The following is a 22,580-nucleotide window of genomic DNA, read 5'->3' on the forward strand; positions in this document are numbered from 1 at the left end:
TATCTTCGTCGAAGAAGGAGGCGATCTGCTCGATCATTCCGATGGCTTGCTGTCGCAATTGCGTGAGCAGACCGAAGATCAGGAACTGATCGTGGGCCTGCAACGCGACTTGCATACGCTCAAGGGCGGCGCCCGCATGGCTGGCATGATGTCGGTCGGTGAATTGGGCCACGCCATGGAGTCGCTGCTGGAAGCTGCCGCGGCACAGAAGGTGGAGTTGGGCGAAGCCGGAGTGTCATTGCTGGAGCGCGGGTTCGACCGGTTGCACGGCATGATTACCCGCGTTGCGGCACGTCGTGCAGTCGGCATGCCGGAGGCGTTGATCGAAGAGTTCGCTGCGCGCGCGGAAAATCGTGCGGTGGCTGCGCCGGAGCCGGCGGAGTTGGCCGAAGTCGGGGCTGCAGTTGGTGCCGAAGCTGCGGCCCAGGCAACAGCACCCAAGGCGACCACCAAGGTGGTGCCGCTCAAGCCGTTGTCCATGCCGATCAACCCGGATGCTGGTTTCGACGACGACGATCTGGGCGTTCGCGCACCGCAGGAGCAGGTGCGCATCCGTGCGGATCTGCTCGACCGCTTGGTGAACTACGCCGGCGAGGTGGCGATCTATCGCGCACGTCTGGAGCAGCAGCTGTCTGCGTTCCGCAGTACCGCGCAGGAAATGGAGCAAACCAACCTGCGTCTGCGCGATCAGTTGCGGCGTCTGGATTCCGAAACCGAAGCGCAAATCATCGCCCGCTACCAACGCGAAGGCGATGCCGGGAGCGAGACCTTCGACCCGCTGGAACTCGACCGGTTCAGCACCTTGCAACAGCTCTCGAGGGCACTGGCCGAGTCCGCCGCCGACTTGCAGAGCTTGCATGGGTCGATGGAAGACCTGACGCGTCAGTACGAAACCCTGCTGACTCAGCAGTCACGCGTCAGTTCCGAGTTGCAGGAAGGCCTCATGCGCACCCGCATGTTGCCATTTGATTCGTTGGTGCCGCGTTTGCGCCGCGTGATCCGTCAGGCCGCCAGCGAGACTGGCAAGCAAGCCCAGCTCAAGCTGGACGGGGCTCAGGGCGAACTGGATCGCAATGTGCTGGAGCGCATGACCGCGCCGTTGGAACACATGCTGCGCAATGCCATTGCGCACGGTCTGGAAGTGCCGGATGTGCGCCGTGCCGCAGGCAAACCGGATGAAGGCAGCATTCGTGTGGCAGTTCGCCGCGAAGGGTCGGAAGTCGTTTTGCAGATTTCCGACGATGGTGCTGGCCTCAATCGCGATGCAATCCGTGCACGTGGCATCGAGCGTGCGTTGATCCAGCCCGATGCGGTGTTGTCCGAGACCGAGTTGGACGAGTTGATCATGCAGCCCGGGTTCTCCACCGCCGAGACCGTCAGCCGCTTGGCTGGGCGCGGCGTCGGCATGGATGTGGTCGCCAGCGAAGTACGCCAGTTGGGCGGCACCATCGACATTGCATCGCGCCCGGGGGAAGGCACCACCTTCACCCTGCGCCTGCCGCAGACCTTGGCGGTCACGCAGGCAGTGTTCGTCAAGATCGGAGATACCGAATACGCGGTGCCGATTGCCTCGGTGCGCGGCGTCGGCCGGATCAGCCGCGAAGATTTGGTCAAGTCCGATGCCAGCTATCGTTACGGTGGCGAAGACTATGCCCTGCACGATTTGGGTGCGCTGGTCGGAACATCGACCGCCAAGGCTGAGGGTCATCTGCAGATGCCGTTGTTGTTGGTGCGGTCAGGTGACCTGCGCGCTGCAGTCGCGGTAGATCAGGTGGTGGGTAGCCGCGAAATCGTGGTGAAGTCGGGCGGCCCGCAGCTGTTGTCGATCCCCGGTATCTTTGGCGCCACCATCATGGGTGATGGCCGCGTGGTGGTGATTCTGGACGTGGTGCCGTTGGTGCGCCGCTTCGCGGCTGCACCGCGCGAAACGGCTCCGGTGGTATCGGCAGTCGAACAGCGTGGCGTGCCCTTGGTCATGGTGGTGGACGACTCGGTCACCATGCGCAAGGTCACCGGTCGTGTACTGGAGCGTCACAGCTTCGAAGTGGCAACCGCGAAGGACGGCCTGGATGCGCTGGAGCGGATGGCAGACTTCGTGCCTGACCTGATGTTGCTCGACATCGAAATGCCGCGCATGGATGGCTACGAGTTGGCAACGGCGATGAAGGCCGACCCACGCTTGCGCAATGTGCCGATCATCATGATCACCTCGCGCACCGGCGAAAAGCATCGCCAGCGCGCGATGGATCTGGGTGTCGAGCGCTATCTGGGCAAGCCGTATCAGGAAGCCGAACTCATGCGCAACGTGTTCGACTTGCTCGGGGTTGAACACACGGGCGATGGAAGCCTGCAATGAGCAGGCCGCGTGTGGTTGTGTTGGCGCGCCCCGGTGCGGGGCGCGACCGTACCGAGGCGGCGGTGCAGGAGGCCGGGGCCGCACTGGTGGCGGTGTTGGATCCTTGCAGCGTGGGTGTCGATGCATTGCAGTCTGCCGCACCCGACGTCGTATTGGTGGTGCTCGACCCGGTCATCGAGTCCGCGTTGGGCAGCTTCGATGCGGTTCTGGCTGATCCAGCGCTGCGGGTGATGTTTGATGATGCCGACGTAGCCAGCAAACGCGATGGCTGGGAGGCAGCCCGCTGGATGCGCCATTTGGCCGCCAAATTGCATGGTCATGCGGATGTCCTGCCCGTCGCGCCGGACCCGGATGCGCCACAAGGACTGCAACAGGAAATGGAAGCGCTGGCGCTGCAGGTCGCGGCCATGCCTTCGCTGAAGCCTGCACCATTACAAGCACCTGATCAGGGTCAGGGTGCCGTGGTCATTTCGGCCGGGGTAGGTGGTCCGGATGCCGTACGCCAGATTCTGGGCGGCTTGCCGCAAGACTTCTCACGCGCGGTGTTGCTGCATCAGCGCGTGGCGGGTGGTCAATACGACAAACTGGTACGTCAGATGCAGCGTGCCACCACGTTGACAGTCAGCCTTGGGCAGCCCGGTGAAGTGCTGGTGCATGGTCAAGTGTACGTACTCCCGGATCTGGTGGATGTGCAACAGTCTGGTGACAGCTTGGTGTTGGTGGCCACCGATGGCGCGGCACGTTTTGCCGGTTTGCGCGCCGCCGATACCGCCATGCTGCTATTGAGTGGCGCCGATACTGCGCTGGTTGATGTGGCGCTGTCGTTGCGGCTGGGTGGGGCGTTGGTGTATGGCCAGGCGCCCGATAATTGTTTTGATCCTGCCACCAGCAAATTGTTGGTGGCACGTGGTGGTGAGGCGCGTAGTCTTGCCGAAATTTCCCGTCTGCTGCTCCAGCGCTGGCCTGCCTGAGGTATCCCATGTCCGACATTGCCCACATCATCCGAGGCGTGCTGATCCAAGTCGCGCAGGCGCGCTTGCTACTGCCCAATGCCACCATCGCCGAAGTGTTGTCGTTTGCGCCGCCGGAGCCGGTGGCCGATGCCCCGGATTGGTTGCTGGGGCGGATCCGCTGGCGCGGCTGGCAGTTGCCGTTGGTATCCTTCTCGCGGTTTGCCGAGTTGGCTGACGAAGAAGGCGGCTTGGGCAGCAAGGTCATTGTGCTGAAAGCATTGGGCGGCGATGAAAAGCACCCCTATTTCGCAATGCTGACGCAGGGCTTCCCGCGCTTGGTAACGGTGACCGAGACGTCGATGGTGACCCTGGAGAGTGGCGGCGAGTTACCGGCAGGGGTGTTGGCGCGCGTGCGCCACAATGAAGACGATGCGATGGTGCCGGACTTGGCCGCACTCGAAGACAGTCTGCGCGAAGTGATGGCGCAGGCGGCTTGAAGTCAGGCTTGCTTGCGGTGTGAGTTTGGGCCGTACTTGACTCACCCAAGATCACCCAAGATCACCTGCAGCGCGGCAATCGCGGCGATACCGGCGGTTTCGGTGCGCAGAATGCGTGGGCCCAGGCGCAGCCCTGCATACCCTGCGGCTTGCAATTGCTCACGGTCGCGCGGTGACCAACCGCCTTCCGGGCCAATGGCCAGTGTGCATTCGCGTAGTGCAACACCCTGCAGCGCAGTCAAGGCGGCCGTGGCCAGCGGATCCAGGATGAACCCGCGCCCGGTGCGCATGCCTGCCGCCTGCGGCAATGGCTGCGGCGGCAACACCTCGGGAATGCAGGCGCGGCCGCTTTGCTCGCAAGCGGAAATCACCACTTCGCGCCAATGCGCCAGCCGTTTGTCGGCGCGCTGCGCATCCAGTTTCACTTCGCTGCGTTCGCTCATCACCGGCACGATGCGGGCCACGCCCAGTTCGGTCGCTTTTTGCAGGATCAGATCCATCTTCTCGCCGCGTGCGATGCCTTGCAGCAGGCTGATGCGTAGCGGTGATTCATTGTGGATGGGGCGTGCTGCGGTTACTTCGGCTTGTGCATCGCGTTTGCCGACCGTGACAATGCGGGCATCGTAATCAACGCCGTCGCCGTTAAACAGCACGCAAGCATCGTCCACTTGCAGACGCAGCACCCGCAGCAAATGTGCAGCCACATCATCGGGCAAGGTCAGTCGTTGGCCGACGGCCAGCGGGGCATTCACAAAACTTCGGGTCAGGCGCATGCAAGGACTCCGGGGGTGTGGTGATGGGTCAAGCGCAGCATGGCGGTAAGAGCCGTATTCACCCCGCAGCCGCGTCCAATACGTCTGCCGTCACCTGCGCCAACAACTGCAATTGCGCGGTATCGATGCAATACGGCGGCATCCAATACAACACATCGCCCAGTGGACGCAACAACACGCCGGATGCCAGAGCCTTGCGGTACAAGCGCAGGCCGCGCCGTCCGGAAATTTCCACGGCGTGGCCGTCCTCGACATTGTCGGGCTCGGGTTTGAGCTCGATGGCGAGGATCATCCCGGTCTGGCGTACTTCAAGCACGGCCGGATGGCTGGCAAATGGCGCGGCCAGCGCCGCCATGCGCTGGGCTGTGTCGCGGTTGCGTGGCAACACCGCATCGCTGTCGAAAATCGCCAGCGAAGCCAGCGCTGCCGCACAGGCCAGCGGATTGCCGCTGTAACTGTGCGAATGCAGGAAGGCACGCTCGCGCGAATCATCCAAAAATCCGTCGTAAATTTGCTGGGTGGCCAGCACCGCGCACAGTGGCAAGAAACCACCGGTCAGGCCTTTGGACAGGCATAGCAAATCCGGTTGAATGCCGCCTTGTTCACAGGCGAACAGCGTGCCGGTGCGGCCAAAGCCCACCGCGATTTCGTCGGCAATCAGAAGAATACCGTGCGCGTCGCACAGCTCACGCACGCGGCGCAGGTAGTGCGGGTGGTGCATGCGCATGCCGCCGGCGCATTGCACCAAGGGCTCCAAGATAAAGGCACAGATTTCGCCGGCATGGGCCGCGAACAACGCTGCCAAGGCATTGGCAGCGGCCTCGGCACAGGCGCGCGCGCCGGCGTCATCCTGCGTGCCAAATGCATCCGGCGATGGCGCAAACAACACGTCCAGCAGCAGCGGTGCGTACACCCGCCGATACAGCGGCAAATCGCCCATCGACAGCGCACCCAAGGTTTCACCATGGTAGCTGCCTCGCAAGGCTACGAAGCGGGTGCGGCCAGCGATGCCTTGGTTATGAAACCAGTGGTAGGCCATTTTCAGGGCGACTTCGACCCCGGCCGACCCATTGTCGGCATAGAACACCTTGGCCAAGGGTGCCCGCCCCGCTTGTTGCGGGGCACACGCAAGCAAGCGTTCGGCCAACTCCACCGCTGGCGCGTGTGAGCAGCCGGCCAAAATCACTTGCTCCAGCGTGCGGGCCTGCTGGCCAATGGCTTGCGCGATGCGCGGCTCGGCGTGGCCATGGATATTGGTCCACCAACTGCTGACCGCATCCAGTACGTGGCTGCCGTCGTGCCCCACCAGCCACGCGCCCTCTCCGCGTGCCACCGGGAACAGCGGCAGTGCATCGGGGTGTTCGCGCATTTGCGTGCAGGGGTGCCAGAGCACGGCCAAATCGCGCGCACGCCAAGCGTCATCGGCGGCTATCATGGGGGTATCGTGAAGTCCTTTCATCCTGCCATTATCGCCGTCGGGACGGTCGCATGAGCCACCGTTTGCCCATCATCCACGGCATTACCGAGCACGACGCCGGCCCGTACCGGTTGGAGCGGCTTGATCTGGAGTTCTCCAACGGCGAACGCCGCCAGTTCGAGCGCCTGCATGCACGTGGGCATGGCGCGGTGGCCGTGGTACCGATGCTGGATGCCGACACCGTGCTGCTGGTGCGCGAATATGCGGCCGGCGTGCACCGCTATGAGTTGGGGCTGGTGAAGGGGCGGATTGACGCGGGCGAAACCCCCGAGCAGGCCGCCAATCGCGAATTGATGGAAGAGGCTGGCTACGGTGCGCGTGATGTGCGCGTGCTGCGCACCCTGACCTTGGCACCCACCTACATGAGCCACCGAACACATCTGGTACTGGCGCGGGAGTTGTATCCGCAGCGTTTGCCCGGGGATGAGCCAGAGCCGCTGGAGTTGGTGCCCTGCAAACTGGCCGAGTTGGATCGGTTGATTTTGCGGGAAGAGTTTTCCGAAGGCCGCAGCATTGCGGCGCTGTTTATTGTCCGCGAATGGCTGAAACAACAACGATGAACCTGGCCCCTTCTTTGCGCGATGGCGTGATTGCGATTGCCCGCGCCGCTGCGGCAGAAATCTTGAATGTGTATGACGGTGAGTTCGCGGTGCAGCACAAAGACGATGCGTCGCCGCTCACCGCCGCCGACCTGGCCGCGCATCGCTGCATCAGCGATGGCCTGCGCGGATTGACGCCGAACATCCCGGTGCTGTCGGAAGAATCCAGGGACCTCGACATTGCCCAGCGCAGGCAGTGGCAAACATTTTGGCTGGTGGATCCGCTGGATGGCACGCGGGAATTCGTCAAGCGCAATGGCGAATTCACCATCAACATCGCCTTGGTCGAACATGGCGCTGCCACCTTTGGTGTGATCCAGCAGCCCGTCACGGGCGGGTTATGGCACGGTGCACCGGGTCAGGGCGCATTCCGCCGCGACGGAGAAATCGATACCGCCATCACCTGCCGCATTCCTGCGGCCACACCGCTGCGGATTGCCGCCAGTCGTTCGCATCGCGATGCACGCACGGAAAACTTGTTGGCCGCGATTCCCGATGCCGATGTGCAGGGCTATGGCTCGGCGCTGAAGTTTTGCAAACTTGCCGAAGGACTGATTGATCTGTATCCGCGCTTTCATCCCACCAGTGAATGGGATACCGCGGCCGGGCAAGCGATTGTGGAAGCGGCAGGTGGCGTGTTGCTGGATTTGCAAGGCCGGCCATTCCGCTACAACCAGCGCGACAGCTTGCTCAATGGCGATTTCATCGCAGTGGGTGACCGTAGTTTGCTGGCGCGCTTGCCGGCATGAGTGGCGGCATCGACCGTTTGCTGGCGATCATGGCCAAGCTGCGCAGCCCCGACGGCGGCTGCCCGTGGGATGTGCAGCAAACCTTCCAGACGATTGCCCCCTACACCATCGAAGAAGCCTACGAAGTGGCCGATGCCATCGACCGCGGCAACATGGCCGACCTCAAGGACGAACTGGGCGACTTGCTGCTGCAGGTGGTGTTTCATGCGCGCATGGCCGAAGAGCAAACGGCCTTTGCATTTGCCGATGTGGTGGATGCCATTTGCGACAAGATGACCCGCCGTCATCCACATGTGTTTGGCGATGCGTACTTTGCCGATGCGCAGGCGCAGTTGGCCGATTGGGAGGCGCGCAAACAGCTCGAACGTGCGGCCAATGGCGATGCCGATACATCCGCGCTGGCCGGTATCGCACGCGGTCTGCCGGAATGGCAGCGCGCCGTGAAATTGCAGAAAAAAGCGGCCAAAGTCGGCTTCGATTGGCCCGGTCCTGCACCGGTATTGGAGAAGTTGGCCGAAGAAATTGAAGAGGTACGCGTGGAGTTTGACGTGGTCGCCGCAAGCCCCGGTGATGCCGCCGCGCGCGACCGGCTGGAAGACGAGCTGGGCGATATTTTGTTTGTCTGCGCCAACCTGGCGCGACATGCCCAGGTGGATGTGGGGGCCGCCCTGCGCCGCGCCAACCGGAAATTCGAACGCCGCTTCCGGGCAATGGAGACACTGGCAGAAGCAACCGGTGGCTTGGCGGGAAAGTCGCTGCAAGAGCAGGATGCGTTTTGGGAACAAGCCAAAGCGATGGAGCGGCAAGGCTGATGGCGAGTGGCCTGCAGATCCGGTGCAAACAGCCCGCATAGGGGAAAGATAACGATGCGCGCACAGTGGACGGGGTTGCTGATTGTCTTGCTATTGGCACTGCTGCCGGCGCATGCGCAGGTACAGTTGGCGCGCTACCTCAAGCAGGATGCGTATCTCAGTATCAAAATTTCGCCTGACCGCCAGTATTACGCCGTCACCGTGTCGCTGCAACATCGGGTGGGGTTTTGTGATTTTGTGCAAGTCGGATGGTAAGCCAACCTACCGTTTAGATCAGGGACGATAGTTGCCAATATAAGTCGCACCGTCTGGCTTGACTGCATACATTCGACAATCGTGGGCAGCCTCCGAGCAAGCCATGGCAAACTGCAGGCTTGCATCACTGGCGGACAGGGTGCCGGAAGCCGAGCCGTTTGCTGTCTTGGCTACTGGGTGGGCTTGCAAGGCGTCACTCTTGGGGCGGTTGTAGTGGCCAACCACGCGGCATCCGGAATAGTCACAATAGTTCACGGTGCACATGGTGGCATTGCAGGTGATGATTGTGCACCCTGTGGAGCAATTCGTCACTGGTCCTGTTCCCGGTGGGTTCGGGCTGGTTTGTGCAGCGGCGGGCGGTGATGACAAAAACAAAGAGAGCAGCAAGAGCATCGCGCAAAACCCGACAAACTTCGATGCGATATTCATTGTTGATCATCCATGTTCAGGGTTGAGTGGCAAAACTAGCATGTTCCGGGAGGGGGGGGGCAATGCCTTCGCATCACTCCAGAAAAATCAACCACGCCGCGACCAGAATCAAACCAAAACCGGCCCAGTGGTTCCACTTCAATGCCTGCCCAAGATAGAGCGTGGAAAACCCGGCAAACACCAGTAAGGTGATGACTTCCTGCAGGCCTTTGAGCTGCGGCGCGCTGTATACCGTGCTGCCCATGCGGTTGGCAGGCACCATCAGCAGGTATTCGAAGAACGCGATCCCCCAGCTGATTAAAATGACCTTGGGCAGGGCAACACTGCGATACTTCAGGTGCCCATACCAGGCAAAGGTCATGAACACGTTGGAGCAAACCAGCAGCAGCGGGGTGAGTAGGCGGGCGTAAGGCATATGCGGTAGTGAAGGCGGCAGGGAGGCCAAAGCTTAGCCCCTTCACGCGGCTGCAACCGGCGTGCAGGCATGGTGGGCAAAAACTAGGAATTCGGAACAGGTAGGCGTGTATGCGCGAACAAGAACCGGCAGGGCTGATCCTGATTGTGGAGGACAACCGCAATATTTCAGAGATGGTGGGTGAGTATCTGGAGAGCCGCGGCTTTGAAGTGGATTTCGCCAGCGACGGATTGGACGGCTATCGGCTGGCGACCAGCAATCCGTATGACGCTGTCGTGCTGGATTTGATGCTGCCAAGGATGGATGGCATGGAGGTGTGCAGGCGGCTGCGTGAGGACGCTCGCAAGACCACGCCCATCCTGATGCTGACAGCACGTGACACGTTGGATGAAAAACTCAATGGCCTGTCATCCGGGGCGGATGACTACCTGACCAAGCCATTTGCCATTCGCGAGTTGGAGGCCCGCTTGCGTGTGCTGATTCGGCGTGATCATCGGATGATTGGCGCTGAGATCCTGCAGGTGGGAGATTTGCGCCTGGATCCGGCGACGCACCGGGTGTCGCGTGCCGGGCACACCCTGCAGTTATCCCCCACGGCGATACGCTTGCTCGGCATTTTGATGCGTGAGTCGCCGCGGGTGGTGAGCAGGCAGGATATCGAGCGTGAAATCTGGGGTAATGATTTGCCTGATTCAGACACTCTGCGCAGCCATCTTTACAACTTGCGCAAAGTGGTCGACAAGCCCTTTGAACAGCCCTTGCTGCATACCGTGCAAAGCGCTGGCTATCGGGTCGCGGCGCTGGCTGGTTGAGCCGTCACGATGGCGATACCAGAGCAACACATCGTTGCCACATCCGCTTCGCAAGATGCAGTGAGTGCGGTACGCGAACATGAATTCACGCATGCCGCCAGCCATGAATTACGCACGCCCTTGACCGTGATTCGGGTGGCTAGTGACCTGTTGGCGCATGACCATGGGTTGTCGTGTTCGTCGCGACGCTCATTGGAGAGAATTCAGGCGGCCGTCGGGGATATGGAGGCCATCCTTGATGCCTTGCTGTTGTTGGCGCGCGCGGAAGATTGCGCGTTGGTCTATGTCGATTTTCCTGTGCGCGAGGTGGTGCAACAGGAGTTGGAGCGTGTGCGCCCCGCGCTGCAGGCCAAGGGTCTGAATCTGCAATGGGTCGAGGAGGCGACGCCCAGCGTGCACGCGCCACCGCGTGTGCTGCAAGTGATCTTGGGCAATCTGTTGGCCAATGCGGTGCGGTTCACCGATCTTGGTGAGGTGCGGGTGCGGGTGTGCGCAGACCGGGTGCTGGTGGAAGACACCGGCATTGGTATGGACGCACAGGCACTGGCACAGGCGCATGCAGCGTTTTTCTGTGCGCGTGCGGGGGTCGCCGGTGGGCCAGGCTTGGGGCTGTCGGTGGCGCATCGGCTGGCGGTGCGCTGCGGCTGGTCGATCCGGCTGGAAAGCACGCTGGGTTGCGGGACCCGCGCCAGTATTGTATTTGCGCCTTCCGTGCTGGCCTGACTACCCGGCGGCAAGGGTTGGGAGACGGGCGCGTGGCAACGCGCTGTCAACCAAATGCATACTGGTGCGTTCTGATTCCAGATACCCTCCCCAAACCCTGTCCAAAGCCCGCATGAGCCAGTCATCACGTTCCAGGAGTTTTTCCCCTTTGCGCAAGATTGCCGTGGCTGCGGCCGTAGTCGCAGCGCTGGCAGCGGGCGGCTATTACTGGAGTAAACATAAAGCTGCCGATGCTGCCGGCGGTTACCGCACAGAGACCGTGCAGCGCGGTGATATTCGGGTGGCGATTTCCGCCACCGGTACGCTCAGTGCCATTACCACGGTGACGGTGGGTAGCCAGATTTCCGGGCAGGTGACCGATGTGCTGGTGGACTTCAATTCGCCAGTGAAGAAGGGCGACATCCTTGCCAAAATCGACCCGTCCACGTATCAGGCCCAGCTGGAGCAGGGCAATGCGCAGATCGCCAGTGCGCGTGCGCAATTGGCGCAGGCGCAGGCCACCTTGCGCAATGCCAGCGCGGACTTTCAGCGTAAATCCGACTTGGCAGCGCAAAAACTAATCGCTCGCAGTGATCTGGATTTGTCACGCACTAGCCGTGATCAGGCGCAGGCGCAGGTGAACTCGGCGCAAGCGCTGATCCGGCAACAATCGGCAGCGTTGAAGACCACCGAGGTCAATATCGGACGTGCGGTGATTCGCTCGCCAGTGGATGGCGTGGTGCTGACCCGCACCATCGACCCTGGCCAAACCGTGGCCGCCAGCTTCTCCGCGCCGGTGTTGTTCACCATTGCCGAAGATCTTTCCAAGATGAAGATTGAATTGGCGGTGGATGAATCCGACATCGGCCAAGTCAGAGAAGGCCAGACGGTGAGTTTTACCGCCGATGCCTTCCCGAATCGGCAATTTGCCGGCGTGGTCAAGCAAGTGCGGATGGCGGCGACCACCACCAATAACGTGGTGACCTATGCGGTGGTGGTCAGCGTGGACAATAGCGATGGCACCCTGTTGCCGGGGTTGACCGTCAATGCACAGATTGAAGTCAGCAAGCGCGATGGTGTGCTCAAGGTGGGCAATGCTGCCCTGCGTTTCAAGCCGGCTGATGGCTCGCCGTTGGCGGACATGAAGCCAGACGGTGCGGCACCCGGCGGCAGTAATGGCGGACGCGGCGCGGGGATGGGCGAAGATCTGCAAAATCTGGCCGCCACGTTGAGTTTGAAGCCGGAGCAGAAAGCCGCGTTTGATGCGGCCTTGGAAGAAATGCAGCGCAAGCAAGCCGAGCGTGCCGCGCAGGTGCAATCAGGCAGCCCTCAACAAGGGGGAGGCAGCCGCTTGTTTGGCGGCGCAGGCATGGGTGGGCCGCGTCGCAGTGGTGGCGGCGACGCCAACATGATGGCGCAGATGCGTGCCCGCATGCGTGACCGCATGAGCCAGCAATTCTCGGCATTTGCCGCGACCCTGGATGATGCCCAGCGTGGCAAATGGAATGCTGGCATGGATGCGCAAATCAATGCCAAACGAGTGATGGCCTACAAACTGGTCAATGGCAAGCCGCAGGCAGTGATGCTCAAGGTGGGGGCCAGTGACGGCACTGCTACCGAAGTCTCGGGGCGCAGCATCAAGGAAGGCGACACGCTCATTTCTGGCGAACGTGCGGCGACGGAGAGCAAGTGATGGCTGACACCGTTCCGGTGATCTTGACCCACCAACTTGGCAAGGTGTATGCCGCCGGTACCGAGGCGGAAGTGGTGGCCCTGCAAGACGTCAATCTGCGTATCGAGCGTGGCGAGTTTGTGGCCATCATGGGGCCGTCTGGCTCGGGCAAGTCCACCTTGATGAACTTGTTGGGCTGCCTGGATACACCCACCAGTGGCCGCTGCGAATGCGATGGTGTGGATGTGGCGACGCTGGATGCCGAGCAATTGGCAAAGCTGAGGCGCGACAAGATTGGATTTGTGTTTCAGGGCTTTCATCTACTGCCACGCATGAATGCCACCGACAACGTGGCGATGCCAATGGGTTACGCGCAAATCCCGCCGGCCGAGCGGCGGCGGCGTGCTTTGGCCGCGCTGCAGGCCGTGGGTCTGGGCGCCCGTGCCGACCATTTCCCGAATGAACTCTCTGGCGGCCAGCAGCAGCGCGTGGCGATCGCCCGCGCGCTGGTCAACCACCCGCCGATCCTGTTGGCCGATGAACCCACCGGCGCGCTGGACAGCAAGACCGGCGAGGAGATCCTGACCCTGTTCAAACGTTTGCGCGATGACGGCCATACCGTGATCCTGATTACCCACGATGCACAAGTAGCCACACATGCCGACCGTACCTTTGTGATGCACGATGGTCGGTTGCAAGCGCAAACAGAGGCGGAGGCCGCATGAGCTTCACTGACATCCTGCGCACTGCGTTTTTCGCCCTGCGCGGCAACTGGATGCGCAGTGCGCTGACTTCGCTGGGCGTGATCATCGGTATTGCGGCGGTGATCGTGATGGTGTCGATTGGGCAGGGCACGCAGGCCGAGATCGACAAGATGGTGTCAGGCCTTGGCTCGCAGCGGCTGGATATCGGCAGTGCCGGCGGCATGGGGCCGGGTGGCGCACGCATGGCGCAGGGTAGCCGCTGGTCACTCAACGAAGGCGATGTGGAGGCCATTCGCAATGAAGTACCGGAGGTGCAATACGTGGCCGGTTCGTTGCGCGGCGGCAGTCAGGTGGTGTTTGCCGAAAACAATGCCTCTACCCAATGGCAGGGCGTGCAAGCCGATTGGTTTGCGATCAACGATTGGCAGATTGTGCAGGGTCAGGGCTTTGATACCCCCGACTACGGCGGCAGCAGCAAGCCGGTGATTCTGGGCGAAACCGTGCGCAAAACCTTGTTTGGCGATGAAAGCGGGATCGGTCAAAGCATTCGCCTGGGTCGGGTTCCGTTCACCGTGGTCGGCATCCTGGGCAGCAAGGGGCAGGGCGGTTTCGGGCAGGACCAAGACGATATCGTGGTCGTGCCACTGGAAACCGCACGCCGCCGGTTGTCCACCGCGCAAGGCATGCCGCCCGGCGCCGTGCAGTCAATTGCCGTGGGGGTGGACGACGCCAAGCATCTGGATGCCGCGCAGGCCGCGATCGAGGATTTGCTGCGTCAACGGCACAAGATTCAGCCGGGCGCGGACGATGACTTCGCGGTGCGCAATATCAGCCAGATCGTGGCCACCCGTACCGCCACCACCAATCTGATGTCCAAGCTGCTGGGCGCAGTGGCCGGCATCTGCCTGATCATTGGTGGCATCGGCATCATGAACATCATGTTGGTCTCGGTGACAGAGCGCATCCGTGAAATCGGCTTGCGCATGGCGGTGGGCGCCGGCCCGCGCGATGTGCGCCTGCAATTTCTGGCGGAGGCCATGCTGATTTCGCTGATCGGCGGCATTATCGGCATTGGCATCGGTGTAGTCGGTGCATTGTTGGTCGGCAAATTCGGTGATTTGCCGGTACAGCTCAATGCCAAAGTGATATTGCTCGCGGCTACGTTCTCCATTTGCACGGGGCTGTTTTTTGGCTACTACCCAGCGCGCAAAGCCAGCTTGCTCGATCCCATTGATGCACTGCGGTCGCAGTAATCGCGTGGCCTTTGCAATTCCTTAACGGACGGCGGGTGTGGGGCTTGTGGCAAAATGACCGCTTGCCCCGCCGGATCTGATCCATTCCATGCCCGATTGCAAGCCTGCTTCAGTTGCCACCACGCGAGTGTTTGCACGTGGCTGATCTCTATGGGCACCTGCCGCGCGGGCCTGCGGGCGTGTTGCGCGCTGCCAAATGGTCAATGTTGGGTCTGCGTGCCGCATGGCTGCACGAGTCCTCTTTTCGCCTTGAGGTCTGTCTGTTCGCGGTGCTTGGCCCGGTGGGCTGGTACTTGGGCGCAACCGGTGTCGAGCGTGTGCTGCTGATCGGCAGTTGCCTGTTGGTGCTGGCGATGGAGCTGATGAATTCTTCGATGGAGGCGGTGATCGAGCGCTATGGCTCTGAACACCACGAACTGGCCGGTCGCGCCAAGGATATGGGGTCGGCAGCGGTGTTTGTGCTGATGATGAACGTAGTGCTGGTGTGGGCGGTGTTGTTGGGCCCGCGCGTATTGCACGGTTGACGGGATGAGTAGCACATGGATCTGAGTTTTCTGGCTTCCCCTGACGCATGGCTCACCCTCGTCACCCTGAGCGCATTGGAAATCGTGCTGGGCATTGATAATTTGGTGTTCATCTCCATTGCCGTCAGTCGCCTGCCCGAGCATCGCAAGCCTACTGCTCGCAAATTGGGTATTGCGGTCGCTTGTATCACCCGCATCCTGTTGCTGGTGACCTTGGCGCACCTGGCACGCATGGGGAAAGACCTGTTTGCGTTGTTTGGGATGGGGATTTCGATTCGCGATCTGGTGTTGATCATCGGGGGGGCTTTCTTGTTGGTGAAGGGGGCTTTGGAGATCCATGATCTGATTACCGGCGGTGATGACGAAGACCCGCGCACCACCAAGGCATCAGCGGTATTTGGCATGGTGATCGCACAGATTGCGGTGATTGACATCGTGTTCTCGCTGGATTCGGTCATTACCGCTGTCGGCATCGCACAACACATTCCGATCATGGTGTTCGCAATCTTGGCCGCGGTCGCCATCATGCTGCTGGCGGCCAACCCGCTGGGCGCATTTATTGACGCCAATCCCACCGTAAAAATGCTGGCGCTGGCGTTCATCCTGCTGGTCGGTGCCGTGCTCATCCTGGATGGACTGGAAGTACACGTACCCAAGCCATACATCTACTTCGCCATGGCCTTCTCGGTATTGGTTGAATGGCTGAACCTGCTGATGCGGCGCAAAGCGGCTTCGCATCACGTGCCGGGTGCGGGCGAGTGGTAAGCCCCCGCGGCGTTACTTGATCAGGAACCAGGATGCACATGCCCTATCTGCACCAGATTGACCCCATTGCCGTCTCGCTGGGGCCGCTGAAAGTCCATTGGTATGGGCTGATGTACTTGCTTGGTTTTGTCGTGGCATGGTGGCTGGGTCGGCGGCGCGTGCGTGCAGGGCGGTTGCCCGGCGTGGATGACAACGGGTTCGGCGACTTGATGTTCTATTCGATGCTGGGTGTGGTGCTGGGTGGGCGCATTGGCTACATCGTGTTTTACGACCTCAGTGAGTTCCTCAAGGACCCACTGATGATCGTGCGGGTCTGGCAAGGCGGCATGAGCTTCCATGGCGGCCTGCTGGGCGTGTTGGCCGCCGTTGCTTGGTGGTCGCGCAAGCATCATCTGCATTTTTTCGACACCGTGGATTTCATGGCACCACTGGTGCCGGCCGGCCTGGGGTTTGGCCGAATCGGCAACTACATTGGTGGCGAGTTGTGGGGCAAGCCCACTGCCGGAACCGTGTTCGATGGCTGGGGTGTGATCTTCCCGCGTGCGCTGCCCGAGCCGTTTGCGTCGATGGATGCGGCGACACTGCGTAGCTATTTCGAAAGTGGTGCCCTCAATGGGTTTGCGCGCCATCCATCGCAGTTGTATCAAGCGGCGCTGGAGGGCTTGGTGATGTTTTGCGTGCTGGTCTGGTTCTCGGCCAAACCGCGCCCCCGTTATGCAGTCTCTGGCATGTTTGCACTGCTGTATGGCAGCTTCCGGTTCTTGGTCGAGTTTGTGCGTGAGCCAGACGCGCAATTGGGTTATTTGGCCTTCGGTTGGGTGACGATGGGACAGGTGCTGAGTACGCCGCTGATCTTGCTGGGTCTATTCTGGCTGTGGCACTCACGCCGTGCGCCCACCTTGCAACCTGACGTGCGCTGATGCAGGCCTACCTCGACCTGTTGCGGCATGTGCTGGAGCACGGCAGCGAAAAGGCCGACCGCACCGGCACCGGCACGCGCAGCGTGTTTGGCTGGCAGATGCGCTTCGATCTGAGCCAGGGCTTCCCGCTGGTGACTACCAAGAAACTGCACCTGCGCGCGATCATCCACGAGCTGCTGTGGTTCTTGCAGGGCAGTACCAATATTGCGTATCTGCGCGACAACAAGGTCAGCATCTGGGACGAATGGGCCGATGCCGATGGCGAGCTGGGCCCGGTGTATGGCAAGCAGTGGCGCAGTTGGAAGGGTGCCAATGGCCAGACCATCGACCAAATCCAGTGGGTGGTGGATGAAATCCGCCGCAACCCGGATTCGCGCCGCTTGATCGTCAGCGCATGGAATGTGGCCGACTTGCCGCAGATGGCGCTGATGCCCTGCCATAGTCTGTTCCAGTTCTACGTGGCCGATGGCAAGCTCAGTTGCCAGCTCTACCAGCGCAGTGGCGACATCTTCCTGGGGGTGCCATTCAATATCGCCAGCTATGCTTTGTTGACCCACATGGTGGCGCAGGTGTGCGGTTTGGGTGTGGGTGATTTCGTACACACCTTGGGGGATGCGCACCTGTATTCCAACCATTTTGAACAGGCGCGTGAGCAGCTGGCGCGGGCACCGCGTGGGTTGCCGCAGCTGAGATTGAATAACGAAGTGGAGAATATCTTCGCTTTCCGATACGAGGACATTGTGATCAAGGGGTATACCCCGCACCCGCCGATCAGGGCTCCGGTAGCGGTGTAACTCATTCCGCTGGCCTCGTGCGTCCCTCCCCCCCCGAGGTGCTGAATGTTGACCACCCAACCGGCGATGGCTGCGCATGCGGACCGCATGCGCGAGACCCATTCGACAACGGGCCATGCACGCCTATCGCGCACACTGCATGCACTGTCCTGCATCGTGCCTTGCTACAACGAAGCCGAAAATCTGCAACGGTTACTGCCGCTACTGCAGGCACAACTGGCACAGGTGGCCGAGCGTTGGGAAATCGTGCTGGTGGATGACGGCAGCACCGACGCCAGTGCGCAATTCATGGCGCAATGGGCGCAGCAAGACGGGGTGCGGGTGGTGCAACTGTCGCGTAATTTTGGCAAGGAAGCTGCGCTTACCGCAGGCCTGCAAGCGGCGGCGGGCGATGTGGTGATGATGATGGATGCTGACATGCAGCACCCGTTATCACTGATCGAGACCTTCGTGCGGCATTGGTGTGCAGGTGCCGATGTGGTGTATGCCGTGCGCGAGCACCGCGATGGCGAGAGCTGGTTCAAGCGCATCGGATCGGGTTGGTTTTATGGCATGGTCAACCGCAATAGCCGTTTCAGGGTCCCGCCAAACGCTGGTGATTTCCGCTTGATGGATCGCACGGTGGTGCAGGCATTGCTTGCCATGCCCGAGCGCAACCGCTTCATGAAAGGCCTGTATGCCTGGGTTGGGTTTGAGGCGGTGGCGGTGCCATATCTGCCCGAGCAGCGTGCGCATGGGCATAGCCATTTCAGCAAGTTCCAGCTGTTTCGATTGGCATTGGATGGCCTGTTTGCATTCACCTTGTGGCCGCTGCGGACGGTGATTTTTCTGGGGTGTCTCATGGCATTGGCAGCCTTTGCCTACGGCGCGTATTTGACCGGCGTGTATCTTGTTTTTGGCCATCAGGTGAGCGGTTGGACCACGATTGTGGTGAGTCTGATGCTGTTTTCCGGCATTCAACTGGTATCGCTGGGCGTGGTCGGCGAGTACGTGGGGCGTATTTATGAGGAGGCCAAGCGCCGCCCTATTTTTGTAGTCAAACGTGCACTAGGGCAGGGCTTGCGAGGTGAATCATGAGCACGCCGCCGCTGAAGCGATGGGATACGGCGATCGTGCTGGGGATTGTCCTGTTGTGGCTGGCCGCCACCGCATGGATGCGGCCATTGATGCATCCGGATGAAGGGCGCTATGCCACGGTTGCGTGGGAAATGTTGCGCTCGGGCGATTGGCTGACTCCCACCCTTGACGGCATGCCGTTCTTCCACAAGCCGCCGTTGTTTTATTGGATCACGGCTGCGGCATTATGGTTGCTTGGGCCGATCGAAATTGCAGCCCGGACGGCATCGTTATTGGGTGCCAGTTTGGGTGCGATTGCGTTGTATCTATTTACCCGGCGGTGGTGCGGGCTGCTGCTTGCACGGCGCAGCTTGCTAGTGCTGCTGGTCTTGCCCATGTATTTCGCGGCAGCCCAATTTGCCAACCTGGACATGTTGGTGGCCGGCTGCATCACGGCCACCATTCTGGCATTGGCGGATGCCGCGCTGTGCTTCGAACAAGGGTGCAGCTACCGGCGCATGTTGTGGTTGGCCTATGCGCTGGCTGGCTTGGGATTGCTGGCCAAGGGGCTGATTGGCTTTGTGATTCCAGCGATGGTGATCGGCCTGTGGGTGTTGCTGCGCTGGCGCTGGCGAACGCTGTGGGCACTGGTTTCGGTGCCGGGGCTTATGCTGCTGTTGGTGATCACTGCGCCGTGGTTTATCGCCATGCAGCAGCGTTTCGATGGATTTTTGCACTACTTCTTCGTGGTGCAGCACTTCCAGCGATTTGCGGCGACCGGATTCAATAATGTGCAGCCGTGGTGGTTCTATCCAGCGGTGTTGGCACTTTGCAGCTTTCCTGCAGTGTTGTGGTTGCGGCGCATGCTGACGCGTGACTACTTCACCACTACTGACACACCGGGCGCGGTGCGCTTGTTGATGGGGTTGTCAGTGGGGTGTGTGCTGCTGTTCTTTTCGATTCCGCAGTCGAAATTGCTGGGTTATATCTTGCCAGCGCTACCTGCACTGGCTTGGCTGATCGCCGATGCAAGCTACCTTGCGGTTGAAACCACTGCACGCAAGCAACGTTGGGTCATCACCTTGGCAGTCAGTGCGCTGGTAGGGTTGATCGCTGTCATTGGGTTGAGCATTGACAAAAAGCATTCCTCCAAACCGCTTGGCGTGGCGCTGCGCGCGCATTACCAGACGGGCCAGTCGGTCTACATCCTCAAGGATTATTTGTATGCGGTGCCGTTCTACGCGCGCTTGCAACAGCCGGTATTTGATGTGGACGATTGGAACGACCCTGAGATTGCACGTCGCGACACTTGGCGCAAGGAAATTGCAGATGCGGGTAGTTTTGCACCCGCGTTGGCGAAGCGGCTTCTACTGTTCCCGCAGGCATTGCCAGCCGCGTTATGTCACGGTGGCGTGGCGTGGGTAGTGGGCGCAGAGGATGCAATCAAGGACTATCCGTTTCTCGCGCAAGTACAGGTGATCACTACCAATAATCGGCAAGTCGTTTGGCGGGTGGATCCTGCGCAGCATACGCAGTTTGTGGCATTGGGTTGCCCGCGCGGCTCGCTGGCAGGCCATGGATCTGCGCAATGAATGTGGCTGTTGCACAGGATGCCAATGGGCCGCGAGTGTGCCTGTGCGTGGATGATTTTGGTCTGCATGATGGAATCAATCATGCGGTGTTTGCATTATTGCGTTTGCAACGGGTGCAAGCAGTATCCGTGATGGTAGGCGGTAGTACTTGGGAGCAGGGTGCACGCGCATTGCGCCGGTATGATCCGCAACAGTTGGACGTGGGCTTGCACTTGGATCTGACCGAATGCCCGCTGCCGCCGATGGCGAAGCAAACGCATCGGCATTTGTTGCTGCGTGTCTACTCCAGAAGTTTGGATGCACACGCTCTGCGTGACCAGATCGACGCCCAACTGGATGCCTTCGAGCAGGCGATGGGGCGTGCCCCCGTGTATGTGGATGGGCATCAGCATGTGCATCAATTGCCGATGATCCGCGACGCATTGTTGCAGGTCATCGCGCATCGCTACCCGGTCAACCCGCCGTGGTTGCGTTCTACTCGAAGTCCGCAGGCCGCGGCCCATTTGGATTTGCGTACCCAATTCAAGAGTCGGATCATTGATTTACTGGGCAATCACGCGCTCAGTGCAAGGGCGAAGCGGATCGGCGTGCAGCAAAATGCAAGATTGCTGGGTGTTTATGATTTTCGCGGAGATGCCGCGAGTTATCGCCGACGGGTGCAATACTGGTTGTCTGCTGCCGAAGATGGTGATGTATTGATGTGCCATCCTGGCCTGCCATCGCATATGCAAGATGCCATTGCAGCTGCCCGGCATGTGGAGTTTGCAATGCTGCTGGCGCCCGAATTCGAAGCAATGCTGGCGGCCGCACAAGTACGCCTGCTACCGATGAGTCGGATTTTGGCCAATCCCCGCTAGTCGCAACTTGGCGCAGGGTTGTTTATGTTGTGCGGCTTGCCCGATCTGGGGCGTCGCCCGCATGATGTCTGCAATGCCAATCCTCTCGCTTGTTGCCGCACTCGATACTCACTATGCCATCGGCAAGGGCAATGCCCTGCCGTGGCATTTGCCCGATGACTTGCGCCATTTCAAGGCACTGACCTTGAACAAGCCGGTGTTGATGGGGCGCAAGACCGCGCAGTCGCTGGGGCGTGCTTTACCCAAGCGGCGTAACCTGGTACTGACCCGCAGTGGACGGATGCCGTTCGATGGGATGCAAGCAGTGGCCTCGCTGGAGGAAGCGCTGCACTTGATCACTGCCGATGGCAGCCCCGAGTTGTGCGTGATCGGAGGGGGGGAACTCTATACGCTGGCACTACCGCATGCACATCGCCTGCATCTGACCCATGTAGAGACCACGGTGGAGGCTGCCGATGCCTATTTCCCGCAATTTGCGCAGGATCAGTGGCGTATCACCCGGCAGATGCACCATCCCTCCGATGCGGCTCATGCATTTGCCTTTAGCTACGTGGATTACGAGCGTCAATGAGCATAGTTGAAGACCTGTCGATTCCCGCTAGCGGTGAGGCGCTGACGTGCGATTGACCGTGATGCCACGCCCGAAACGGGAGACCTTCACGTGTGTGTGCAAGTCCATCCGCGCAAGCGTGGATGTGCCGCCGCAGATTATCTCGGTACCTAGCCGCCGTTTTGGCGTTGCGATGGGTGTGGCTGCTTGTACTTGGCGTGACGCTGTTTCGGCATCGGGGCAGGTACGTCGCGGCCCGGCACTTGTACTACATTGAGGCTTTCGGCATCCAATTGCAGTGCGGTGAGCTTGCCGCTCCATACTGCGCCGGTGTCGATGGCATGGATCCCGCTGCCGATATGCAGGCCCAGCGCACTCCAATGTCCGCAGACGATCTTCAGATCACGTGCGGCATGGCCGGGAACCGAAAACCACGGGTACAGGCCCGGCAGTTGGCTGCCAGGCGGGCCTTTGTGTTCGAACGCGATGCGGCCGCGAGGGCTGCAATAGCGCATGCGAGTGAATATATTGATGATGGCGCGGTCGCGTTCCAGCCCTTGCAGGCGTGGTGACCATTCCGGGCTATCGCCATACATATTGCGCAGCAGCCGGCGATAGTTATCACCATGCAGGCGAGATTCCACTTCGCGCGCATGTTTTTCAGCAAGGAAGGTGGTCCACCTCGGTGCGAGCCCGGCATGTATCATCATCCAGCCCAGCGAACGATCCACATGGCAGAGCTTGCGCTTGCGCAGCCATGCCAGCAGTTCGGCGGCATCCGGCGCAAACAACACGCCCTGCAGGTCGGCGTTGACCCGGCGTTGTTCCTCGGGGGTGCGTTCGGCCACCGCCAGCAGCGACAAGTCATGGTTGCCCAACACCGTGTGGCTGACCTCGCGCAGCGAATGCACCAGCCGTAGCGTTTCGATTGACTGGCCGCCACGATTGACCAGATCACCGCAGAACCACAGCCGATCTGCCGCCGGGTCGAAGCGGATCTTCTCCAGCAAGCGCTGAGTGACGTCGTAGCACCCTTGCAGGTCGCCAATGGCCCAGACCGCCAT

24 protein-coding genes and 1 pseudogene are annotated in these 22,580 nt (G+C 60.7%); 20 read left to right on the forward strand and 5 right to left on the reverse strand.

Annotation, left to right across the window (positions count from 1 at the left end):
- Position 1 precedes the first annotated feature (1 nt).
- From K7B09_RS13305 to K7B09_RS06135, 3 genes and pseudogenes are all read left to right on the forward strand, one after another.
- A pseudogene (locus tag K7B09_RS13305) lies at positions 2 to 2,356 on the forward strand (response regulator); the annotation flags it as partial.
- On the forward strand, positions 2,353 to 3,327 hold the full coding sequence (locus tag K7B09_RS06130) for a chemotaxis protein CheB (protein ID WP_223627898.1): 975 nt from the start codon (positions 2,353 to 2,355) through the stop codon (positions 3,325 to 3,327). The pseudogene K7B09_RS13305 and the gene K7B09_RS06130, both read left to right, overlap by 4 nt.
- 8 nt (positions 3,328 to 3,335) lie before the next feature.
- A complete protein-coding gene (locus tag K7B09_RS06135) occupies positions 3,336 to 3,806 on the forward strand; it encodes a chemotaxis protein CheW (protein ID WP_223627900.1) in 471 nt (156 codons plus the stop codon).
- A gap of 41 nt (positions 3,807 to 3,847) precedes the next feature.
- On the opposite strand, the gene K7B09_RS06140 is transcribed toward K7B09_RS06135, so the two are convergent.
- Positions 3,848 to 4,579 carry a 16S rRNA (uracil(1498)-N(3))-methyltransferase gene (locus tag K7B09_RS06140; RefSeq protein WP_223627902.1) on the reverse strand — a complete coding sequence of 244 codons (732 nt, stop codon included), beginning with the start codon at positions 4,577 to 4,579 and terminating at the stop codon, positions 3,848 to 3,850.
- 58 nt (positions 4,580 to 4,637) lie between these two features.
- Positions 4,638 to 6,038, reverse strand: coding sequence for an adenosylmethionine--8-amino-7-oxononanoate transaminase (gene bioA, locus K7B09_RS06145; protein ID WP_223627904.1), 1,401 nt, complete (start codon positions 6,036 to 6,038; stop codon positions 4,638 to 4,640).
- A gap of 29 nt (positions 6,039 to 6,067) precedes the next feature.
- Here bioA and nudE point away from each other — a divergent pair, with 29 nt between their 5' ends.
- The 4 genes from nudE to K7B09_RS06165 are packed head-to-tail and all read left to right on the forward strand — an operon-like array spanning position 6,068 to position 8,471.
- Entirely contained in the window at positions 6,068 to 6,616 is a 549-nt protein-coding gene (nudE, locus tag K7B09_RS06150) for an ADP compounds hydrolase NudE (RefSeq protein WP_223627906.1), read from the forward strand.
- Positions 6,613 to 7,404 carry a 3'(2'),5'-bisphosphate nucleotidase CysQ gene (gene cysQ, locus K7B09_RS06155; protein WP_223627908.1) on the forward strand — a complete coding sequence of 264 codons (792 nt, stop codon included), beginning with the start codon at positions 6,613 to 6,615 and terminating at the stop codon, positions 7,402 to 7,404. Before nudE ends, cysQ begins: the two co-directional genes overlap by 4 nt.
- Positions 7,401 to 8,216, forward strand: a complete 816-nt coding sequence (gene mazG, locus K7B09_RS06160; protein WP_223627910.1) for a nucleoside triphosphate pyrophosphohydrolase — start codon at positions 7,401 to 7,403, stop codon at positions 8,214 to 8,216. Before cysQ ends, mazG begins: the two co-directional genes overlap by 4 nt.
- A gap of 54 nt (positions 8,217 to 8,270) precedes the next feature.
- Positions 8,271 to 8,471, forward strand: coding sequence for a hypothetical protein (locus tag K7B09_RS06165; protein ID WP_223627913.1), 201 nt, complete (start codon positions 8,271 to 8,273; stop codon positions 8,469 to 8,471).
- Between the two features lie 18 nt (positions 8,472 to 8,489).
- On the opposite strand, the gene K7B09_RS06170 is transcribed toward K7B09_RS06165, so the two are convergent.
- Both K7B09_RS06170 and K7B09_RS06175 read right to left on the reverse strand, forming a co-directional pair.
- On the reverse strand, positions 8,490 to 8,900 hold the full coding sequence (locus K7B09_RS06170) for a hypothetical protein (protein ID WP_223627915.1): 411 nt from the start codon (positions 8,898 to 8,900) through the stop codon (positions 8,490 to 8,492).
- Positions 8,901 to 8,973: 73 nt separating this feature from the next.
- Positions 8,974 to 9,315: a DMT family protein gene (locus K7B09_RS06175; RefSeq protein WP_223627917.1), complete on the reverse strand. Its 342-nt coding sequence runs from the start codon at positions 9,313 to 9,315 to the stop codon at positions 8,974 to 8,976.
- A gap of 110 nt (positions 9,316 to 9,425) precedes the next feature.
- On the opposite strand from K7B09_RS06175, the gene K7B09_RS06180 reads away from it, so the two are divergent.
- The 13 genes from K7B09_RS06180 to K7B09_RS06240 all read left to right on the forward strand — a co-directional run bounded on the left by K7B09_RS06180 (position 9,426) and on the right by K7B09_RS06240 (position 21,537).
- Positions 9,426 to 10,127 carry a response regulator transcription factor gene (locus tag K7B09_RS06180; RefSeq protein WP_223627920.1) on the forward strand — a complete coding sequence of 234 codons (702 nt, stop codon included), beginning with the start codon at positions 9,426 to 9,428 and terminating at the stop codon, positions 10,125 to 10,127.
- Between the two features lie 9 nt (positions 10,128 to 10,136).
- A complete protein-coding gene (locus tag K7B09_RS06185) occupies positions 10,137 to 10,850 on the forward strand; it encodes a sensor histidine kinase (RefSeq protein WP_223627923.1) in 714 nt (237 codons plus the stop codon).
- A gap of 112 nt (positions 10,851 to 10,962) precedes the next feature.
- The gene (locus K7B09_RS06190; RefSeq protein ID WP_223627925.1) at positions 10,963 to 12,522 is read left to right on the forward strand and encodes an efflux RND transporter periplasmic adaptor subunit; all 1,560 of its coding nucleotides are present in this window, start codon (positions 10,963 to 10,965) and stop codon (positions 12,520 to 12,522) included.
- On the forward strand, positions 12,522 to 13,226 hold the full coding sequence (locus tag K7B09_RS06195) for an ABC transporter ATP-binding protein (protein WP_223627927.1): 705 nt from the start codon (positions 12,522 to 12,524) through the stop codon (positions 13,224 to 13,226). Before K7B09_RS06190 ends, K7B09_RS06195 begins: the two co-directional genes overlap by 1 nt.
- Positions 13,223 to 14,458: an ABC transporter permease gene (locus tag K7B09_RS06200; protein ID WP_223627929.1), complete on the forward strand. Its 1,236-nt coding sequence runs from the start codon at positions 13,223 to 13,225 to the stop codon at positions 14,456 to 14,458. Before K7B09_RS06195 ends, K7B09_RS06200 begins: the two co-directional genes overlap by 4 nt.
- Positions 14,459 to 14,595: 137 nt before the next feature.
- Positions 14,596 to 14,982, forward strand: coding sequence for a diacylglycerol kinase (locus K7B09_RS06205; protein ID WP_223627931.1), 387 nt, complete (start codon positions 14,596 to 14,598; stop codon positions 14,980 to 14,982).
- Between the two features lie 15 nt (positions 14,983 to 14,997).
- A complete protein-coding gene (locus K7B09_RS06210; RefSeq protein ID WP_223627933.1) occupies positions 14,998 to 15,747 on the forward strand; it encodes a TerC family protein in 750 nt (249 codons plus the stop codon).
- A gap of 38 nt (positions 15,748 to 15,785) precedes the next feature.
- Entirely contained in the window at positions 15,786 to 16,667 is an 882-nt protein-coding gene (gene lgt, locus K7B09_RS06215; RefSeq protein WP_223627936.1) for a prolipoprotein diacylglyceryl transferase, read from the forward strand.
- On the forward strand, positions 16,667 to 17,461 hold the full coding sequence (locus tag K7B09_RS06220) for a thymidylate synthase (protein ID WP_223627938.1): 795 nt from the start codon (positions 16,667 to 16,669) through the stop codon (positions 17,459 to 17,461). The genes lgt and K7B09_RS06220 overlap by 1 nt, the downstream gene beginning before the upstream one ends.
- A gap of 45 nt (positions 17,462 to 17,506) precedes the next feature.
- Entirely contained in the window at positions 17,507 to 18,538 is a 1,032-nt protein-coding gene (locus K7B09_RS06225) for a glycosyltransferase family 2 protein (protein ID WP_223627940.1), read from the forward strand.
- Complete coding sequence (locus K7B09_RS06230) at positions 18,535 to 20,109, forward strand: ArnT family glycosyltransferase (RefSeq protein ID WP_223627942.1); 1,575 nt, start codon at positions 18,535 to 18,537, stop codon at positions 20,107 to 20,109. The genes K7B09_RS06225 and K7B09_RS06230 overlap by 4 nt, the downstream gene beginning before the upstream one ends.
- Complete coding sequence (locus K7B09_RS06235) at positions 20,106 to 20,966, forward strand: ChbG/HpnK family deacetylase (protein ID WP_223627944.1); 861 nt, start codon at positions 20,106 to 20,108, stop codon at positions 20,964 to 20,966. The genes K7B09_RS06230 and K7B09_RS06235 overlap by 4 nt, the downstream gene beginning before the upstream one ends.
- A gap of 73 nt (positions 20,967 to 21,039) precedes the next feature.
- Entirely contained in the window at positions 21,040 to 21,537 is a 498-nt protein-coding gene (locus tag K7B09_RS06240) for a dihydrofolate reductase (RefSeq protein ID WP_223627946.1), read from the forward strand.
- A gap of 149 nt (positions 21,538 to 21,686) precedes the next feature.
- Here K7B09_RS06240 and K7B09_RS06245 read toward each other — a convergent pair whose 3' ends face one another.
- The gene (locus tag K7B09_RS06245; RefSeq protein WP_223627948.1) at positions 21,687 to 22,580 is read right to left on the reverse strand and encodes a symmetrical bis(5'-nucleosyl)-tetraphosphatase; all 894 of its coding nucleotides are present in this window, start codon (positions 22,578 to 22,580) and stop codon (positions 21,687 to 21,689) included.

It is taken from the genome of Thermomonas beijingensis, from assembly GCF_020034655.1.
Taxonomy (GTDB): domain Bacteria; phylum Pseudomonadota; class Gammaproteobacteria; order Xanthomonadales; family Xanthomonadaceae; genus Thermomonas; species Thermomonas beijingensis.

Bases quoted from the DNA above. Each gene is read 5' to 3' on its own strand.
- K7B09_RS06130 (WP_223627898.1), top strand. From the start codon at position 2,353: ATGAGCAGGCCGCGTGTGGTTGTGTTGGCGCGCCCCGGTGCGGGGCGC.
- K7B09_RS06135 (WP_223627900.1), top strand. From the start codon at position 3,336: ATGTCCGACATTGCCCACATCATCCGAGGCGTGCTGATCCAAGTCGCG.
- K7B09_RS06140 (WP_223627902.1), bottom strand. From the start codon at position 4,579: ATGCGCCTGACCCGAAGTTTTGTGAATGCCCCGCTGGCCGTCGGCCAA.
- bioA (WP_223627904.1), bottom strand. From the start codon at position 6,038: ATGAAAGGACTTCACGATACCCCCATGATAGCCGCCGATGACGCTTGG.
- nudE (WP_223627906.1), top strand. From the start codon at position 6,068: ATGAGCCACCGTTTGCCCATCATCCACGGCATTACCGAGCACGACGCC.
- cysQ (WP_223627908.1), top strand. From the start codon at position 6,613: ATGAACCTGGCCCCTTCTTTGCGCGATGGCGTGATTGCGATTGCCCGC.
- mazG (WP_223627910.1), top strand. From the start codon at position 7,401: ATGAGTGGCGGCATCGACCGTTTGCTGGCGATCATGGCCAAGCTGCGC.
- K7B09_RS06165 (WP_223627913.1), top strand. From the start codon at position 8,271: ATGCGCGCACAGTGGACGGGGTTGCTGATTGTCTTGCTATTGGCACTG.
- K7B09_RS06170 (WP_223627915.1), bottom strand. From the start codon at position 8,900: ATGAATATCGCATCGAAGTTTGTCGGGTTTTGCGCGATGCTCTTGCTG.
- K7B09_RS06175 (WP_223627917.1), bottom strand. From the start codon at position 9,315: ATGCCTTACGCCCGCCTACTCACCCCGCTGCTGCTGGTTTGCTCCAAC.
- K7B09_RS06180 (WP_223627920.1), top strand. From the start codon at position 9,426: ATGCGCGAACAAGAACCGGCAGGGCTGATCCTGATTGTGGAGGACAAC.
- K7B09_RS06185 (WP_223627923.1), top strand. From the start codon at position 10,137: ATGGCGATACCAGAGCAACACATCGTTGCCACATCCGCTTCGCAAGAT.
- K7B09_RS06190 (WP_223627925.1), top strand. From the start codon at position 10,963: ATGAGCCAGTCATCACGTTCCAGGAGTTTTTCCCCTTTGCGCAAGATT.
- K7B09_RS06195 (WP_223627927.1), top strand. From the start codon at position 12,522: ATGGCTGACACCGTTCCGGTGATCTTGACCCACCAACTTGGCAAGGTG.
- K7B09_RS06200 (WP_223627929.1), top strand. From the start codon at position 13,223: ATGAGCTTCACTGACATCCTGCGCACTGCGTTTTTCGCCCTGCGCGGC.
- K7B09_RS06210 (WP_223627933.1), top strand. From the start codon at position 14,998: ATGGATCTGAGTTTTCTGGCTTCCCCTGACGCATGGCTCACCCTCGTC.
- lgt (WP_223627936.1), top strand. From the start codon at position 15,786: ATGCCCTATCTGCACCAGATTGACCCCATTGCCGTCTCGCTGGGGCCG.
- K7B09_RS06220 (WP_223627938.1), top strand. From the start codon at position 16,667: ATGCAGGCCTACCTCGACCTGTTGCGGCATGTGCTGGAGCACGGCAGC.
- K7B09_RS06225 (WP_223627940.1), top strand. From the start codon at position 17,507: ATGTTGACCACCCAACCGGCGATGGCTGCGCATGCGGACCGCATGCGC.
- K7B09_RS06230 (WP_223627942.1), top strand. From the start codon at position 18,535: ATGAGCACGCCGCCGCTGAAGCGATGGGATACGGCGATCGTGCTGGGG.
- K7B09_RS06235 (WP_223627944.1), top strand. From the start codon at position 20,106: ATGAATGTGGCTGTTGCACAGGATGCCAATGGGCCGCGAGTGTGCCTG.
- K7B09_RS06240 (WP_223627946.1), top strand. From the start codon at position 21,040: ATGCCAATCCTCTCGCTTGTTGCCGCACTCGATACTCACTATGCCATC.
- K7B09_RS06245 (WP_223627948.1), bottom strand. From the start codon at position 22,580: ATGGCGGTCTGGGCCATTGGCGACCTGCAAGGGTGCTACGACGTCACT.